This window comes from Flavobacterium sp., from assembly GCF_039930565.1.
In the GTDB taxonomy this organism is placed as follows: domain Bacteria; phylum Bacteroidota; class Bacteroidia; order Flavobacteriales; family Flavobacteriaceae; genus Flavobacterium.
The window spans coordinates 1-17,702 of sequence record NZ_JBDTTP010000016.1; the positions used below are offsets into that span (position 1 = coordinate 1).

10 protein-coding genes are annotated in these 17,702 nt (G+C 32.6%); 6 read left to right on the forward strand and 4 right to left on the reverse strand.

Annotated features, from left to right (window positions below; genetic code table 11):
* From rpoC to ABI657_RS06200, 4 genes are all read left to right on the forward strand, one after another.
* Positions 1–3,251, forward strand: a 3,251-nt coding sequence (gene rpoC, locus ABI657_RS06185; protein WP_348096371.1) for a DNA-directed RNA polymerase subunit beta', incomplete at its 5' end; no start/stop codon positions are given.
* 55 nt (positions 3,252–3,306) lie between these two features.
* The gene (locus ABI657_RS06190) at positions 3,307–3,615 is read left to right on the forward strand and encodes a DUF3467 domain-containing protein (protein ID WP_025572408.1); all 309 of its coding nucleotides are present in this window, start codon (positions 3,307–3,309) and stop codon (positions 3,613–3,615) included.
* Positions 3,616–4,005: 390 nt separating this feature from the next.
* Complete coding sequence (gene lnt, locus ABI657_RS06195; RefSeq protein ID WP_348096372.1) at positions 4,006–5,541, forward strand: apolipoprotein N-acyltransferase; 1,536 nt, start codon at positions 4,006–4,008, stop codon at positions 5,539–5,541.
* 39 nt (positions 5,542–5,580) lie between these two features.
* Positions 5,581–7,302, forward strand: coding sequence for a LamG-like jellyroll fold domain-containing protein (locus ABI657_RS06200; RefSeq protein WP_348096373.1), 1,722 nt, complete (start codon positions 5,581–5,583; stop codon positions 7,300–7,302).
* 246 nt (positions 7,303–7,548) lie between these two features.
* Here the strand turns inward: ABI657_RS06200 and ABI657_RS06205 are convergent, their stop codons facing one another.
* On the reverse strand, positions 7,549–9,138 hold the full coding sequence (locus ABI657_RS06205; protein WP_348096374.1) for a peptide chain release factor 3: 1,590 nt from the start codon (positions 9,136–9,138) through the stop codon (positions 7,549–7,551).
* A 150-nt stretch (positions 9,139–9,288) separates the two neighbouring features.
* A complete protein-coding gene (locus ABI657_RS06210) occupies positions 9,289–10,731 on the reverse strand; it encodes an alpha-amylase (RefSeq protein ID WP_348096375.1) in 1,443 nt (480 codons plus the stop codon).
* A gap of 474 nt (positions 10,732–11,205) precedes the next feature.
* On the opposite strand from ABI657_RS06210, the gene ABI657_RS06215 reads away from it, so the two are divergent.
* Positions 11,206–12,636: a peptidylprolyl isomerase gene (locus tag ABI657_RS06215; RefSeq protein ID WP_348096376.1), complete on the forward strand. Its 1,431-nt coding sequence runs from the start codon at positions 11,206–11,208 to the stop codon at positions 12,634–12,636.
* A gap of 78 nt (positions 12,637–12,714) precedes the next feature.
* Positions 12,715–13,668, forward strand: coding sequence for a MoxR family ATPase (locus ABI657_RS06220; RefSeq protein ID WP_348096377.1), 954 nt, complete (start codon positions 12,715–12,717; stop codon positions 13,666–13,668).
* Between the two features lie 44 nt (positions 13,669–13,712).
* Here the strand turns inward: ABI657_RS06220 and xrtN are convergent, their stop codons facing one another.
* Both xrtN and ABI657_RS06230 read right to left on the reverse strand, forming a co-directional pair.
* Complete coding sequence (xrtN, locus tag ABI657_RS06225; RefSeq protein ID WP_348096378.1) at positions 13,713–14,963, reverse strand: exosortase N; 1,251 nt, start codon at positions 14,961–14,963, stop codon at positions 13,713–13,715.
* The gene (locus ABI657_RS06230; protein WP_348096379.1) at positions 14,963–17,566 is read right to left on the reverse strand and encodes an XrtN system VIT domain-containing protein; all 2,604 of its coding nucleotides are present in this window, start codon (positions 17,564–17,566) and stop codon (positions 14,963–14,965) included. The genes xrtN and ABI657_RS06230 overlap by 1 nt, the downstream gene beginning before the upstream one ends.
* Positions 17,567–17,702: the final 136 nt, after the last annotated feature.

The window sequence follows — 17,702 nt, forward strand, 5'->3', positions numbered from 1 at the left end:
GTAAGCAAGGACGTTTCCGTCAAAACTTACTTGGAAAACGTGTGGATTATTCTGCCCGTTCGGTAATTGTTGTTGGTCCTGAACTAAAATTATTCGAATGCGGATTGCCAAAAGATATGGCAGCTGAATTATACAAACCTTTCGTAATTCGTAAATTGATTGAAAGAGGTATTGTTAAAACAGTAAAATCTGCTAAGAAAATTATAGACAAAAAAGAGCCAGTAGTTTGGGATATTCTTGAAAATGTAATTAAAGGACACCCAGTATTGCTTAACCGTGCTCCTACATTACACAGACTTGGTATTCAGGCTTTCCAGCCAAAATTAATTGAAGGAAAAGCGATTCAATTGCACCCATTAGTATGTACGGCTTTCAACGCCGATTTTGATGGGGATCAGATGGCAGTTCACTTGCCATTAGGACCAGAGGCTATTTTAGAGGCACAATTGTTAATGTTGGCTTCTCATAATATTCTTAACCCCGCAAATGGTGCTCCAATTACTGTACCTTCTCAGGATATGGTGTTGGGTCTATACTACATGACCAAAGAGCGTATCTCTACTCCTGAACATAAAATTTTAGGTCAGGATTTGACTTTCTATTCTGCAGAAGAAGTAAATATTGCATTAAACGAAGGAAGATTAGAATTGAATGCCCGTGTGAAAATTAGAGCAAAAGATTTTAATGAAGCTGGAGAACTAGTATACAAAATCATTCAAACTACTGCAGGACGTGTATTATTTAATGAAGTAGTACCTGAAGCAGCCGGATATATCAATGATGTATTGACTAAGAAAAACCTTAGAGATATTATTGGACACATTTTAAGTGTGACTAATGTACCTACTACAGCAGCTTTCTTGGATAATATGAAAGATATGGGGTATAAATTCGCATTTAGAGGAGGTTTATCATTCTCTTTAGGTGATATTAGAATTCCAGAACAAAAAACACAATTAATTGCAGATGCCAGAGAGCAAGTTGAAGGTATTTCTGTGAATTATAACATGGGTCTTATTACCAATAACGAACGTTACAACCAGGTTATTGACGTATGGACTTCGGCAAATGCTCAATTAACTGAGTTAGCAATGAAAAATATTAGAGAAGACCAACAAGGTTTCAACTCTGTGTATATGATGCTTGACTCAGGAGCGAGGGGTTCTAAGGAACAAATTCGTCAGTTAACTGGTATGCGTGGTTTGATGGCTAAGCCTAAAAAATCTACTGCCGGTGGTGGTGAGATTATCGAAAACCCAATTCTTTCTAACTTTAAGGAAGGTCTTTCGATCCTTGAGTACTTTATTTCTACTCACGGTGCCCGTAAAGGACTTGCGGATACGGCTCTTAAAACTGCCGATGCCGGATACTTGACAAGAAGACTTCATGACGTTTCGCAAGATGTTATTGTTAACATCGAAGATTGTGGAACCTTAAGAGGTGTTGAAGTTTCAGCATTGAAGAAAAATGAAGAAATCGTTGAATCATTAGGGGAAAGAATTTTAGGACGTGTTGCGTTACAAGATCTTATAAACCCACTTACTAATGAAGTATTAGTTCAATCAGGTCAACAAATTACTGAAGCAATTATGAGAACTATTGAAGCTTCTCCAATTGAAAAAGTAGAAGTTAGATCTCCATTAACTTGTGAAGCTACAAAAGGTATTTGTGCTAAATGTTACGGTAGAAACTTAGCTACCGGAAAAATGACACAAAGAGGTGAAGCTGTCGGAGTTATTGCAGCTCAGTCTATTGGTGAACCAGGTACACAGTTAACACTTCGAACTTTCCACGTTGGAGGGGTTGCAGGAGGTATTTCTGAAGAGTCCAGTATTGTTACAAGATTCAACGGTAGACTTGAGATTGAAGATTTAAAAACGGTTAAAGGTGAGGATAGTGAAGGTAATGCTACTGATATTGTAGTATCGCGTTCAACTGAATTAAAATTAGTTGACGAGAAAACTGGAATTGTCTTAAATACACATAATATTCCTTACGGATCCAGCATTTTTGTGAATGATGGTGATGTCGTTACTAAAGGAACAGTAATTTGTAAATGGGATCCATATAATGGTGTAATTGTTTCTGAATTTACAGGTAAGATTGCTTACGAAGATTTAGAACAAGGACAATCATTCATGGTTGAAATTGATGAGCAGACAGGTTTCCAGGAAAAAGTAATTTCTGAGGCCAGAAATAAGAAATTAATTCCAACTTTATTAGTTTATGGTAAAGAAGGTGAATTGATTCGTTCGTATAACTTACCAGTAGGAGCTCACTTAATGGTTGAGAACGGTGAGAAAATTAAAGCAGGTAAAGTATTGGTTAAAATTCCACGTCGTTCTTCTAAATCTGGTGATATTACGGGAGGTTTACCAAGAATTACAGAGCTGTTAGAAGCTCGTAATCCTTCGAATCCAGCTGTAGTTTCTGAAATCGATGGTGTTGTTTCTTTTGGAAAAATCAAAAGAGGAAACCGTGAGATTGTTATTGAGTCTAAATTTGGTGACATCAGAAAATACCTGGTTAAATTATCAAGCCAAATCCTTGTTCAGGAAAATGACTTTGTAAGAGCGGGTGTTCCATTGTCTGATGGTGCAATTACTCCGGATGATATTTTAAGAATTCAGGGACCAGCCGCTGTTCAACAGTATTTGGTAAATGAAATTCAGGAAGTATACCGTTTGCAAGGGGTAAAAATCAATGACAAGCACTTTGAGGTAGTTATTCGTCAAATGATGCGTAAAGTAAGAGTTCAGGATCCGGGAGATACATTATTCTTAGAAGATCAATTAATTCACACTAAAGATTTCATCGTTCAAAACGATAAATTATATGGTATGAAAGTAGTTGAAGATGCTGGAGATTCTGCTGTATTGAAACCAGGTCAGATTATTACACCTCGTGATTTACGTGATGAAAACTCATTGCTTAAACGAAATGATAAAAATCTGGTTGTAGCCAGAGACGTAATTACTGCAACTGCAACGCCAGTTTTACAAGGTATTACAAGAGCTTCGTTACAAACTAAATCATTCATTTCTGCTGCTTCATTCCAGGAAACTACAAAAGTACTTAACGAAGCTGCAGTAGCAGGTAAAGTTGATGATCTTGAAGGATTGAAAGAAAATGTAATTGTTGGACACAGAATTCCTGCAGGAACTGGTATGAGAGAATACGATCATACTATTGTAGGTTCTAAAGATGATTACAATGAAATGATGGCTAATAAAGAAGAGTATATTTATTAATTCTTATCAATTCCCTCTTCTTAGGAAGGGGGAAATTGAAAAAAAATATTAAATTATGAGTAATCCGAAACAACAAGAACAAATTAATATTGAACTGGACGAAACCATTGCAGAAGGAATTTATTCCAATCTTGCGATTATCAACCACTCATCATCTGAATTTGTTTTAGATTTTGTAAACATTATGCCGGGTACTCCAAAAGCCAAGGTGAAGTCAAGAATTGTCCTGACACCACAACATGCTAAAAGATTATTGAGAGCAATTGGAGAAAATATTCATAGATTTGAAGCAGCTCATGGCGAAATCAAAGAAACTGAACAAGCACCAATTCCACTTAATTTTGGTCCGGCTGGACAAGCATAAATTTTAAAGCTCCAGTAATGGAGCTTTTTTTATACAAAAAAGATTACGGGTTATTTTTTTGCAGGCCCTTAGTCCGATTTAATGCATCTTTAACGATTATGTTTTATAAGTGCTGAACTTTGCTATACTTTTGATCAACATAAAATAAGAAAATTAATTTTGAAATAAATGCAAGTTTGATTCAATTTAAAAAGCACTAATTTATTTAGTGCTTTTTTTTATGAAGTTTTTAATCGAAAATTTTAAAAATTCAGGGGTTTCCCCTTATATGATAAAACTTTCTATTTATTCATCTTTGAATAAATATTGAATCTAAATAGTATTCAATTAATTGATTTTAATCATAGCTACATTTTAACAATGCAATCAATAGTAAGTTCATAATTATCAATGGGAAAAAACTTAAAAACAGGACTGATATCATTGACTTTCGGATTAATTTTTAATTATGCCAATACGCATCTTTGGATTTTTTTAATATGTATAAGTATTGTTCCTCTATTTGTATTTGTAAATGATAATAATAAAAAAAAGTCACTAAGTATTGGTTTTATGTATGGTCTGGGAATAGGATTAGGTATGTTTTTCTGGATGATAAAAGGTGTTAGTCATTATACAGGAAATGGTTTTTTTTATGGAGTTTTACTTTGGATAATAAGCAGTCTTTTTCTTGGGTTTTATTTTGCTTTTCTTTCGTGGCTTACAAAATGGATTTGGCTTTCTAGTGCAAGATCAAATTGGTTATTAATTTTAAACAGGCTCTGTATTGCTGGTCTCTGGACAATTATAGAGTTTCTTTTAGCATCTTTATTAGAATCGTTTCCATTACACTATTTCAGAATTGGTTTTCCTTTTGTAACTAACATTTATTCTATCCAATTAACCAGTATAGGAGGTTTGTCATTATTGACTTTTTTTACTGTTTTAATCAACCTTTTTGTAGCTGAGTTTTATATTCAAAAAAAGAAACTGTATTTGTTGTATGGTTTTTCCGTACTTGCGTTTATGTTCATAATAGGAGCTGTAAGCTTTTATACTTTCAAGCCAACTCCGGTTGGAAAATCATTTAAAGTAGCGGTAGTTTCAGATAATACAAATCCGGAATCCAAATGGAATAGTGAAAACGGAAACACTTTTGCCAACAACTATTTTCAATTGTGCAAGGATGCTGCTGCACTAAAACCTGATTTTATTATCTGGCCTGAAACTGCACTTCCGTGGACGTATTCTCCTGATGATGACTTATTAAAACAAATAATTAGAATAAGCAGTAATCATGACCTTACTCATGTTATTGGAATTAACAATGAAAACAGTAAAGATAAAAAATTATATAACTCGGTTTTTTATATCAGCAATCAAAATAAGGTAAACGGAATTTACAACAAACAAATATTGCTTAAAGGTATTGAAGAACCATTAGGGAAGTTTCTGGTTCCTTTTTTAAGTCAGGATGGTTTTGTTTTATCAAAGGGAAAAAATCAGCTGCCTGTTACAACCCGTTTTGGTAAGGCTGGAAATTTGATCTGTAATGAAGTTGTAGTTGAGAATTCTGGCGCAGAGCAAGTAAGACGCGGTGCTAATTTTTTGTTCAATTTCAGCAATGATGGCTGGTTTAAAGATAATTATATATCAGATCTTCATTTTTATTATGCCCGCCTTCAGGCAGTAGAAAATCGAAAAGACATTAGTGTTGCCAATAATTGTGGTATTAATGCCATCATTGACAGTAACGGATCAATTATCTCACAAAAAAAAGATACGATTGGAACATTAGTATATGGAACTATTCAGCCAAATAATAATATTTCCTTATTTACAAAATATCCTTTATTTTTTCCTGTGTTACATATCATATTCATTCTAATATATTTATTAACCTTAAAACTCAAAACCATACAAAACAGAAAAATACCACGAATTTAATCCAATTTTTTAATTAATTTTTTAACACAATTTACAAATATGAAAAAAATATTACTTTTTACATTATTGCTTGCCAATTTCTTTTTTGCTAATGCATTTACCAGAATAACAGCCTACCGTTGGAGAAATGATAATGGAACTGAAACTAATGCTACATGGAAGGCAGCAACAAATACTCCTATACAAATTAATACCTTAGACCCAATAAGAATTAGAATAGCTATTGAAGATAATAGTGGTACAGACCCTAATAATGACCAATTTCTTGGTTCTACAATAGCTGTAGATGCTACTATTGAATTTTCAGTTAATAATGGTCAGACATGGAAAAGTATTACAGTTTCAGGATCTCCATTTGATTTTGTAAGTTCTTCAGTTCTAGATGGTACTAATACTACCCAGCAAATTACGTCTGGTAATCCCTCTTCATTTGTTGCAGGCTTGTTCAAAAGTACAGACCAAAATACTCCATTTAGTTTGCCAAGAAAAAATAGTAGTTTTACAGAGCATGAATTTTGCATAAAGCCAAATGTGCTAATTGATGCTTCAGTTATATATATCTTTAGAGCATCTAGCAGTACAATTGATCAAGTAACTCCTGCGCTTACCTATTGTCCGACTGTCGTTGATCCACCAGTAGCAAATGCATCACAAAATTTTAATTCAAATGCTAAAGTTTCAGATTTACAAGCTGTTGGAACAGATTTGAAATGGTATACAACTATTTTTGGAGGTACTGTATTAGACGAGTCAACGACCTTATCAACAGGTTTATATTATGTATCACAAACTCTATCTTGTGAAAGTACGCGTACTCAAGTAAAGGTAAATATTATTCAAGGTGCTACATTAAATTTCAATGGAGGATATATAGATTTACCTTTTAATATGCCAGCTATCTACACGAAAGAAGCCTGGATTAATGTAAGGGATTTTTCAGCTGTAAATAATATTATTTCTGGAGATGATCAGAATGGTAGACATGCTATTTATATACCTGGTGGTAAATTGTCTACAGGACATAATGGTGCTTATGAAAATCTAAAAGATCCTACACAATTAAGTACAAATACATGGTATCATGTTGCAGTAACTTATGATGCAAATGGTACTTTAACGCTATATAAAAATGGTGATGTAGTTGGTGCTGCGGCTAATGTACCTGCTTTTACAGGAACTGCGGTCAGAATTGGAGCATTTGATCCGGGACAAAATTTGTTTAATGGTACGATAGATGATGTTCGAATCTGGAATAAGGTTTTAACTCAAGCTGAAATTCAGGAAAAAATGAACTGCGAATTCGCAGGTCCTCAACCAGGTTTAGTAGCATATTATAAATTCAATCAGGGATTTGAAGGTGCTGACAATTCAGCAGTTACAACCTTAACAGATTCAAGCGGAAATGGAAATGACGGTACCTTTGTTAATTTCGATTTATCTGAAAACTCTTCTAATTTCATTGGCGGTTCTATTATTCAAACGGGTAATACTTGTACAACATTAAGTGTTGGTGATCATGATTTGGATTTTAGTTCGAGTTTAAAAGTATATCCTAATCCTTCAAGAAGTGCATTTTTTATCGATAGTGACTCAATCGGTACTGTAGTTATATTCGATATATTAGGAAAAATTATTCAAAGCCAAAAAATAAATTCAGGTACGAATACGTTAGATTTAGGAAGTACTCCAAATGGAGTTTACTTATTAAAAGTTACTAATGAAAAGAATCAGTCAAAAACTGTGAAGTTGATTAAGAATTAAGAACATAAGAATTTTAAAAAGCTCCAGAAATGGAGCTTTTTTATAATCAATCAACTAAAAACCTAAATGTTTGTCGTTATTGTACACTTAATCCGATATAATTCGTTTTTAACGAATATATTTTAAGTATCTAAATTTGTAGTCTATATTTGACCAACATAAAATAAGAAAATTAATTCCAAAAGTTAATTTAATTCTATTAAAAAAGCGCCAATTGCAAAATTGGCGCTTTTTGATTTTTATAGTTTATTCGAATTCCGAAGTGAAAAATAATTTTACATTTGGATATTTACTTTGTGTCATCTGAATAGTAAAATCTGAATCAGCTAAAAACACCAGCTGGCCATATTTGTCGTGAGCAAGGAATTTTTGTTTGATTCTTCTAAACTCTTTAAATTCATCGCTCTTAGGATCATTCGGCTTTACCCAACAGGCTTTATGAACAGGGAAATTTTCGTACGTACATTTTGCTCCATATTCATGTTCCAATCGGTATTGAATAACTTCATATTGCAATGCTCCAACAGTTCCGATGATTTTACGGTTATTCATTTCCAGAGTGAATAACTGAGCAACACCTTCATCCATTAACTGATCAATTCCCTTATCCAATTGTTTTGCTTTCATTGGATCAGCGTTATTGATATATCTAAAATGTTCTGGTGAGAAGCTCGGAATTCCTTTAAAACTCATTAGTTCTCCTTCTGTTAAAGTGTCACCAATCTTAAAATTGCCGGTATCGTGTAACCCAACAATATCTCCCGGATAGGAAATATCAACGATTTCCTTTTTCTCAGCAAAAAAAGCATTCGGACTTGAAAATTTTAAATTTTTCTTCTGGCGAACATGATAATAAGGTTTGTTTCTTTCAAAAGTACCCGAAACAATTTTGATAAAAGCCAAACGGTCTCTGTGTTTTGGATCCATATTAGCATGGATTTTAAATACAAAACCTGACATTTTCTCTTCTGTTGGATCAACTAAACGGGTTTCAGAATCTTTTGCTCTTGGAGATGGTGCAATAGAAACAAAACAATCTAATAGTTCACGGACCCCAAAGTTATTCAATGCTGAACCAAAAAACACCGGCTGCAATTTACCATCCAGATAATCCTGACGGTCGAATTTTGGATACACTTCATCGATTAATTCTAATTCTTCACGTAATCTGTCAGCAGGCTTTTGACCAATAATTTTTTCTAATTCAGGATTTTGAACATCTGAGAAAGCAATAGTTTCCTCAATATTTTTACGGCTGTCCCCACTAAAAAGATTGATATTCTGTTCCCATAAATTATAAATTCCCTGAAAGTCATAACCCATTCCGATAGGAAAACTCAAAGGTGTAACGGTTAGTCCCAGTTTTTGTTCCACTTCATCCATCAAGTCAAAAGCATCTTTACCTTCACGGTCTAATTTATTGATGAATACAATCATTGGGATATTTCTCATTCTGCAAACTGCGACCAATTTTTCAGTCTGTTCCTCAACCCCTTTAGCAACGTCAATTACAACAATAACACTATCAACTGCAGTTAAAGTCCTAAAAGTATCTTCGGCGAAATCCTTGTGGCCGGGAGTATCAAGAATATTTATTTTTATGTCATTATAATTAAAAGCAAGAACAGAAGTAGAAACCGAAATACCTCTCTGGCGTTCAATTTCCATGAAATCACTTGTTGCTCCTTTTTTAATTTTATTGTTTTTTACAGCACCTGCTTCCTGAATGGCCCCTCCAAAAAGTAATAATTTTTCTGTCAATGTAGTTTTACCGGCATCGGGATGCGAGATAATTCCAAAAGTTCGTCTGCGTTGTATTTCTTTTAAAAAGCTCATATTTTGTATAAATAGGATGCAAAAGTACTATTAATTACGGCTTAATAAAAATATTCACTTCTTAATTTAGAAGTCCTGAGTTTAAAGTAAACCCGCGAAAAAAAATAAGGCTGTTTTTTGAAACAGCCTTAAATTATCATTTTAAATATATTATTGATTGACAGACCAAACTGAATATCCTTTGGGCGGACATTGAATTTTTACCCATTTATCTGCCTGAGTGGTTGGATACCAGGTTGAATTTCCGGTAAAGTCCTTGATTTGAGTATTTGCCCAGTTGGTTTGAACCCATCTTTCCTGCCATGCAGAGGAGTTATTAATATAAACAACTAATCCGGGGTTTCCATTGTATCCGTTTCTTCGGGCTACATATTCATCATTGTCAGAATATAAAATGGATGTTGTGCCAGTTGCCTTATTATTGTGTATCCATATAAGATTGTTTAGTTTATTTTTATCCAGCCATTCTTCATAATCCCTATAGAAAATGGTTGGATATCCTTCATGTGTTAGAATATACGAATACGCTAATAATTTATTTGAGATTTCATCAGTATCGTGATTGCTTACAAAAGTCACGGCTTTGTATGGATTTCTTTTCCACATCATATCGTCATTTAATATGGCGAGATTATTACCATCAAAGGCATCATTCATTTTATAATAACAGGCAAAATCAAACACAGAACTATTGGCATTGTTAGCCCACCATTCCAGTGTGTTTACATTGGCATCCCAGTATTCTCCAACAGAAAACCCGCCAACATTCGCATTCCATGCATTTACTACCCAAGGGCCAAAACCCTTTACGTAGTCAAATCTCCAGCCATCAAATTTCATGGTATTTTTGTAATATTTGCCAACTCCATCAGCTCTCATCCATAACCAGTCTTTTACATAAGGATCAGCATGACATAAATCCGGAAACCCTCCAAAGGCACCTTCATCATTATTACCATAACTATTTTTATAAAAATTAGTGTAGGTACGTTTGAATTTTCCTGAAGCAATTCCATTAAAATTAGTCCAGGTATTGGTTCCTGTAAATGGATTTGCTTCTGACTGTCCTCCGCTGTTATGATTGATAACGATATCTGCATACACCTTCATGTTTTCGGTATGAGCTTTTGTTATCAGACTTACTAATTCTGTTTTAGATCCAAATCGGGTTTCTGTAGTTCCGTTTTGATTATAGTCTCCAAAATCAAAATAATCGGTGGGGTCATATCCCATGGAAAAAGCCCCATTTTGTGCTTTTGAAACGGGTGGCAGCCATACTGAACCGATTCCTGCATTCGACCAGGCGGTTATTTTGCCATTTATGGTATTCCACCAATTTCCACCGGAAGGAACATCCCAATAAAAAGCTTGCATCATGACTCCTCCTCCGGGATTGTCAACGTACTTTCCTGTCAGGGATGAGGCTTGTATTCCTGTGCTAAAAGGTTTTCCATCATGATTTGTAACATTAATAATCTTAAATTGCTGACTTTCAGTTCTGGTATTTGTTTTCTCAGTTTCATTTTCTGAGCACGAATAAAAAAGTACGGTACATACTCCAATAAAATAAACTTTTAAATTTAGTTTCTTCATAATTACGGTGGTTTTAAGGTAGATAATAAAGTTTAATTGAATAGTTTTGACTGTTTGTTACTAATAAAGCCTTACGGTTTATTCAATATTTATCTAAAGTAAATAATTTTTCATTCGACCTTTTTTTGTGCAAAAATAGTTATACAACGAAAACGTTATAGTGTTGAAAACTTTATTTATTTAATTGTAAATTAGATGTTTATGAAATTGTTAAAAAGGGTATAAATCATAAAATTATTTTTCTGAATGATTAAATTTCTTCACGTTGCTTTTTGTTTTTAGAAGGTTTTTAAAATTATCCCTATAATTTTTTGTTAATAGTATTACTGATAGTTGTATTATGTAATTGAATTGTTATTTTTGTTCGTTATAAGTCAAAAGCATAATTATGTAATTCAGTTTTTTAACTTTTGAAGGAGTAAAATCTATTGGATTCATAAACAAGTCTTTCACATTAAAATTAAATTTAAAATAATGTTATTAAAAAAAATACAGCTAAAAACCATTGATTTCAAAGTGATGTTAACAATGTGTTTTTTGTTTTTTTTCAGCTCAATTATTTCAGCTCAGGAAGTTATTAAAGATACCGTTGTTGAAAAACCGGTTCAAGTCTCAATTGATAAGAAAAAAATTGATGGTATTATAGCTAATGTTGGAGACTATATTATTTTAGATTCAGATATAGACAAAGGTTTTGTTGAAATTTCGGCTCAGGGCGGATCTGTAAATGATATTACAAGATGCCAGATGTTAGGTAAACTTTTAGAGGATAAATTGTATGCACATCAAGCCATTCAGGACAGTATAATTGTTAGTGATGCAGAGGTTAAAAGCCTCATGGATGACAGGCTTAATTACATGCTCCCGCAAGCGGGAGGAGATATAAATAAAATTGTAGCATTTTATAAAAAAAGTTCTGTTGAAGAGTTTAAAACTTATTTTGCAGATATTTTGAAAGAGCAAAAATTATCTGCCGAAATGCAGAAAAAAATTGTAGACGGTGTTGAAATTACGCCGGAAGAGGTTCGGAATTTCTTTAAAAAAATACCTAAAGATGAACTCCCAACATTTGGTGCAGAGATGGAAGTAGCTCAGATTGTAGTTGAGCCTAAGGTTTCTGCTGCGGATAAGGAAAAAGTAATCGACAGGTTAAAATCAATTAAAAAAGACGTTTTAGAAGGTTCTAGTTTTGCAACGAAAGCAGTTTTGTATTCTCAGGATCCCGGATCTTCACCTAATGGAGGATATTACAAGATGACAAGAAAAACTCCATTTGTGAAAGAGTTTAAAGATGTTGCTTTTAGTCTTGCAGAAGGTGAGGTTTCTGAACCATTTGAGACTACTTTTGGATATCATATTATAATGGTAGACAAAATTAAGGGTCAAGAGGTTGAACTGCGCCATATTTTAATTTCTCCAACAGTTTCTGAAGATGCATTAAAAGAAGCCAAAGACAGAATTATAAATATTAGAAAGAAGATAGAAAGTAAGGAAATTTCTTTTGCTGATGCTGCCAGAACTGAATCTGATGAAAAACAAACCCGCGCTAACGGAGGAACTTTGGTGAATCCTAATACTCAGGATACACGTTTTGAATTGACAAAAATGGACCCGACATTATATTCTCAGGTTTCTAATTTAAAGGATAATGAAGTTTCGCAGCCACTTTTAAATACAGATGATAAAGGCAAAAAAACATATAAATTAATTACTGTAACAAACAGAATTGATTCTCATGTGGCTGATTATGCTCAGGATTACACCAAGATCAAAGAATTAGCATTAAAAGAAAAGCAATTCAATACTATTGGAAAATGGTTTGATACCAAAATTAAAGATACCTACATAAAAATAATTGGGGAATACAGAGATTGTACTTTTACAAACAATTGGTTGAAAAAATAATTTTTATAAAATAAATAAAAAGAGTTAGTTTTATGAATTCATAGAACTAACTCTTTTTTAATTTAAAAACATATTTAAATGTCGGATGTAGCAGCAATTCATAATTTAGTTCAGAAACGTAATGAATTAAAAACAGAAATAGCAAAAATCATTGTAGGTCAGGATGCAGTAGTAGATCAAATTTTACTTTGTATATTTTCCGGAGGGCATGCTCTTTTGATTGGTGTTCCCGGTTTAGCAAAAACCTTAATGATAAATACATTGTCACAAGCTTTGGGTTTAGATTTTAAAAGAATTCAGTTTACTCCGGATTTAATGCCATCGGATATTTTAGGCAGTGAAATTTTAGATGAAAACAGACAGTTTAAATTTATAAAAGGCCCTATTTTTTCTAATATAATCCTTGCTGATGAGATTAACAGAACGCCACCAAAAACGCAGGCCGCTTTATTAGAAGCGATGCAGGAACGCTCAGTTACAATTGCAGGAGAAAATCATAAACTGGATTTGCCTTATTTTGTATTGGCTACCCAAAATCCAATTGAACAGGAGGGGACATATCCTCTTCCGGAAGCGCAATTAGATCGTTTTATGTTTGCCGTAAAATTGGAATATCCAAGTTTTCACGAAGAAGTCCAGGTGGTAAAACAAACTACTTCTGATATAAAAACAACAATAAATCCATTGTTCACGTCACAGGAAATTATTGATTTTCAACATTTGATCCGCAGGATTCCTGTAGCAGATAATGTAATTGAATACGCAGTTACTTTAGTAAGTAAAACCCGTCCTGATAATCCTCTTTCAAATGATTTTGTAAGAAATTATTTAGATTGGGGAGCTGGTCCAAGGGCATCGCAGAATTTAATTTTGGCTGCCAAAGCACACGCCGCTTTTAATGGTAAGTTTTCTCCGGATATTGAAGATGTAAAAGCGGTTGCAACCGGAATTTTGCGTCACAGAATTATTAAAAACTACAAGGCAGATGCTGAAGGTATTACAGAAGAGATTATCATTCAGAAGTTAATGTAAAAACTGAAATGCTATATAAAAAAACCTAACAGCTTTTAAAACTGTTAGGTTTTTTTATTGAATTCTGTTCTGCTTGTTTCATTGATCAGACGCACAGGTTTGTTGTAAAAGAGTTTTATGGTTAGCACCTCTATAAGTGAGGTATATTTTTTATTTCCACATTCATACCACCAATAAGAAAAATATCTAACATCGCCTTTCTCTATTTTTACAAACCAAATTTCTTCATTATTTCGGGTGATTTTTTTAGATTCAATTATTTTATAACCATTTCCCGTCCAGCAAATCAGAGGTTTATGTGCAGGTGTTTTAATATATGTTAATTTTTCAACAGTTGAGATTTTAAAGACTTCTTCATTTATCCAAATCCCTTTATGAATGTTGTATTTTGGGTTTAGATTTTCCAGAATGTTTTGAGTTTGTTCTTTTTTAATTTCAAGGCTGGTTATGAATAATATTCCTGTTGTTATGATTACTGGTAAGAGTTTAGGTGAAATTGAATTTTCAATAATTTGTTTTGTTCCAGGTTTAAAAAATCGAATCAAAAGCAACATTGGCAGAATCTGATAAAAGAGAAGGCAAATAATTCCGATTGTGTGATGTAATGCATTTTCTTCGGTACAATTGAATAAAATCAAGGTGATGATCCTAAAGTAATTCGAAATTATATTCAATACAACCAATAACAGGCAGAACAGTAAAATTTGAATTATACTGAAAAATTTTTGATATTTTCGTTCTTCCAGAGTCAATAAAAAAGCACCAATAAGTAATCCTGTTTTGAACATGGATAAACCCATGCAAGCCGTATCTACCGATATTTTACTGTTGTTGATGTAGAAATTTACGCCTTCTATTTTCTCAATTTCAATGAAGTTTCTCAAAGTCAAATATACATTGTAACAAAGCTCCTGTTTGATTTCGACAGTAAGATAATTGAATAACTGATCAAAAACAGACGAAAATAAAAAGAGACAGATAAAAGCAATGAACGAGAATTTTCGCGTAAAACTATAATAGATTAAACATATAAATAACGATAAAGCCTGAAAATGTAATGTTTTTGTGTGCAGACGATAGCTGATGAATTCTAATATGATAATCATTGCTATAAGCGGGTAGCTCATTTTTAGAGTAGTTCTTCTACCCGCTGTAAGAAATAATACCATAGAAAAGAATACACCAAAAAAGTTGCTGTCTAATGCTATAACAACAATAGGATAGTTCATCGCCAAAAGCACGGCAATAATCAAAACGATACTTTCTTTTTTATAGGGTATTATTGGGAATTTCATTAAATGGTTTGCTTTTTATTTTTTCGATAATAGAAAAATAATGTAGTCGCACCAATGATAATCATCAGCCATTCGTGTGGTTCAGGCACAGCGCCATCATTGTTTATTGAAGCATTTCCTAAAGTATATACATTTTTTTCTATACCGTTGTTTTTATAATCGGTATCAGTTTCCAAGACAATTAAAGAGGAAATAGGGGTTACAATATTCGCGTCTTTTGCTAAATTCACATATTTATTATAGAGTGAGCAATCATTTTGAATTTTGATATTTTCTTTACGGAATTCATCTACAGAAATTGCTGTAGCGCTGGCAGTATCTTTCGAAAATGTTTCGTATTTATTATGTGATAAACAAACATTCTGAATTTTTACTTGTTCCTCCAAAACTTTTCCAAAAGCATACATTCTGAATATATGATTTGGACCTGTGCTTTTTGATGAACTCGTTTTAGTACTTTCTTTAATTGAAATATGCGCACTCTCAATATTTACTGAGTTTTCTTCTGTTTCAAATAAAACAAATTGATTGTTTGTAATAAGATTCAAGCTGTTTTTTAAGCTAGTTTGAAAATAATCAACATATTTCTGCTCTTTAACAGTCTGCCAAAACGGATTGATTTCTGATGAAATATTAATCACTTTTAAATGCCTATCCTTAGTTCCCGATTTTATTTTTTTCAAATAATCAGAATTTTCAAGTTCTTCAAAATTGGCTGAAAATGTACCGCTTTTGGTAATAATTAAACAGTTTGGGTTCAATTTATAAAGTGGTAATAAAGAGTAATGCAAACCGTCAAATTCTTCCTGAACAGTTTTATAGTTTTTTATGTTGATTGGCTTTTTCTCTTTATTTGTATAGATATAAAAGAGTTTTTCTTTTAAGTTTAATATGGATTCTATTTCCCGGGTTTTCCAATTACTATTCAGATCCAAAATGATTTCAGATGCTGTAAAAGGGACTGTAGTTTTTTGGATATCTTTTACCTCATAGACTTTTTCTTTCCAGACAAAAGAATTAGAATATAGTTTTTTACTGTAAGGGATAGTCGCTTCCCAGTTATTCAGTCCGGTTGATTGGTTGATGTAATAATTGTTTTTTAGTTCAAAATCTTTATCAGTTTCCACTTTTGATTTTCCAACTATCTGAATTCTGGAAAGCGATTCTGCGTTTGAAATATTCGGACCTTTTATAGAAAGACTTTGGTATTTCATTTGGTTAGCTTCGACTTTTAAAGGAGTTGTAAATCCGCATTTGAATGTTCTGGGTGTATCAAAATTTACAGGAAAAACTCTGACAACTACTTTGTTTCCTTCTTTCCATTGCATTAAGGACGGGTCACGACTTTCAATGCCAACAATTTGCTTATAAGCTTTTGCTGCTTTTTCTTTTGTAGTGAGGATACCTTTTCTTTCAATACCGTTTACCCATAAAGATAATGATGTAGCAACAGAATTTTCGGGAAGCTGAAACGAATAAATAGCTTCCTTATCTTGCCATGATTCTTTTTGGCATGCAATATCCATTGTAATTTCTGTATAAGCCAATCGTGTTTCGGGATAGAGTTTTACATCTTCTTTGATGTTTTTGGTAAATAAATCTTCACCGCTCCACAATTGTTCTTCGGTTTCCAGTCGTTTGTCAAAATTTGATTTTAAAATATTTATTCTGTCATCTGCACTCAAGTTAAGATCATTGCAAAAAAGATAAGCAATCGTAATAAAAGGATTGTGAATTTTTCTTTCATTGAACTGACTATTGCCTAAAGAATTAAAACTTCTAAATTCAAAAAAGTTATCCTTTGAAGTGTAAACAATGTCTTTTTTTAATAAAATCTCATTCCAGAAATTGGGTTTCAGATTTTGTGAAATAGTGATATAATTAGGTAAATCTTGGTTTGAATCAAATGATTTGGTAATAGTATTTCGGGCTATTTTTTCACTTTCTAAATTTAAGCCCACTATAAATGTAATTAAGCTAATCAGTATTATTGAGAATCCGATGCCAAACGAAAGAAAATAGCTTCTTTTTTTCTGATAAATAAGAAATAAAGTTACGGTATGGATTCCCAGTGTAATTGCTGGAACCAAACCGTAAAAACCCATTCCAAGGGCTATAATGCAAATGAAAGAATAAGGCATAATCGGAATAAGATAAATGGTAAAATAAATAATCAGGCTAAAAGATAATCCGTTTATAAAATACGAAATAGTGGAGACGTATTTCTGTTCCGTATTTTGATAAATAAAGAAATTAGAAATACAAAACATAAGTGTAACTACATACACCCAAATAGATAAATCTTCAAAAACGGATAGGAAAGTATTAAGGCAAAAACACCCAATAAACCAATTTAGCATTAGAAACGGAATTAGGTGAAGGTGTTTTTCTTTGTTTTTTAATGTTAAAAAACAAAGAACTGTTCCATAAATGAATTCAATGATTAAACTGATTATAGGCAGTTGTTCAAGTGAGCGAAATTCTAATTTGATTCCAATTAAAGAAGTGATAAGAAGAATGGCGTTGAAGAGGGTAAGAGCAATACTAATTTTTACCCCAGGTTTCCGAAAATAGTCATCTAAAATTTCTAATTTGTTTTTCATAGTTATATTTTTTATAAAGTACTTTGAATTGCAAAGTTAATAGAATATTTGAATTGCAGCAGAAAATTGCATTTTTTTTTATTTTAAGTAGTTTTACGTATAAAAATTGTTTTTCATAATTAACTATAACGTTATA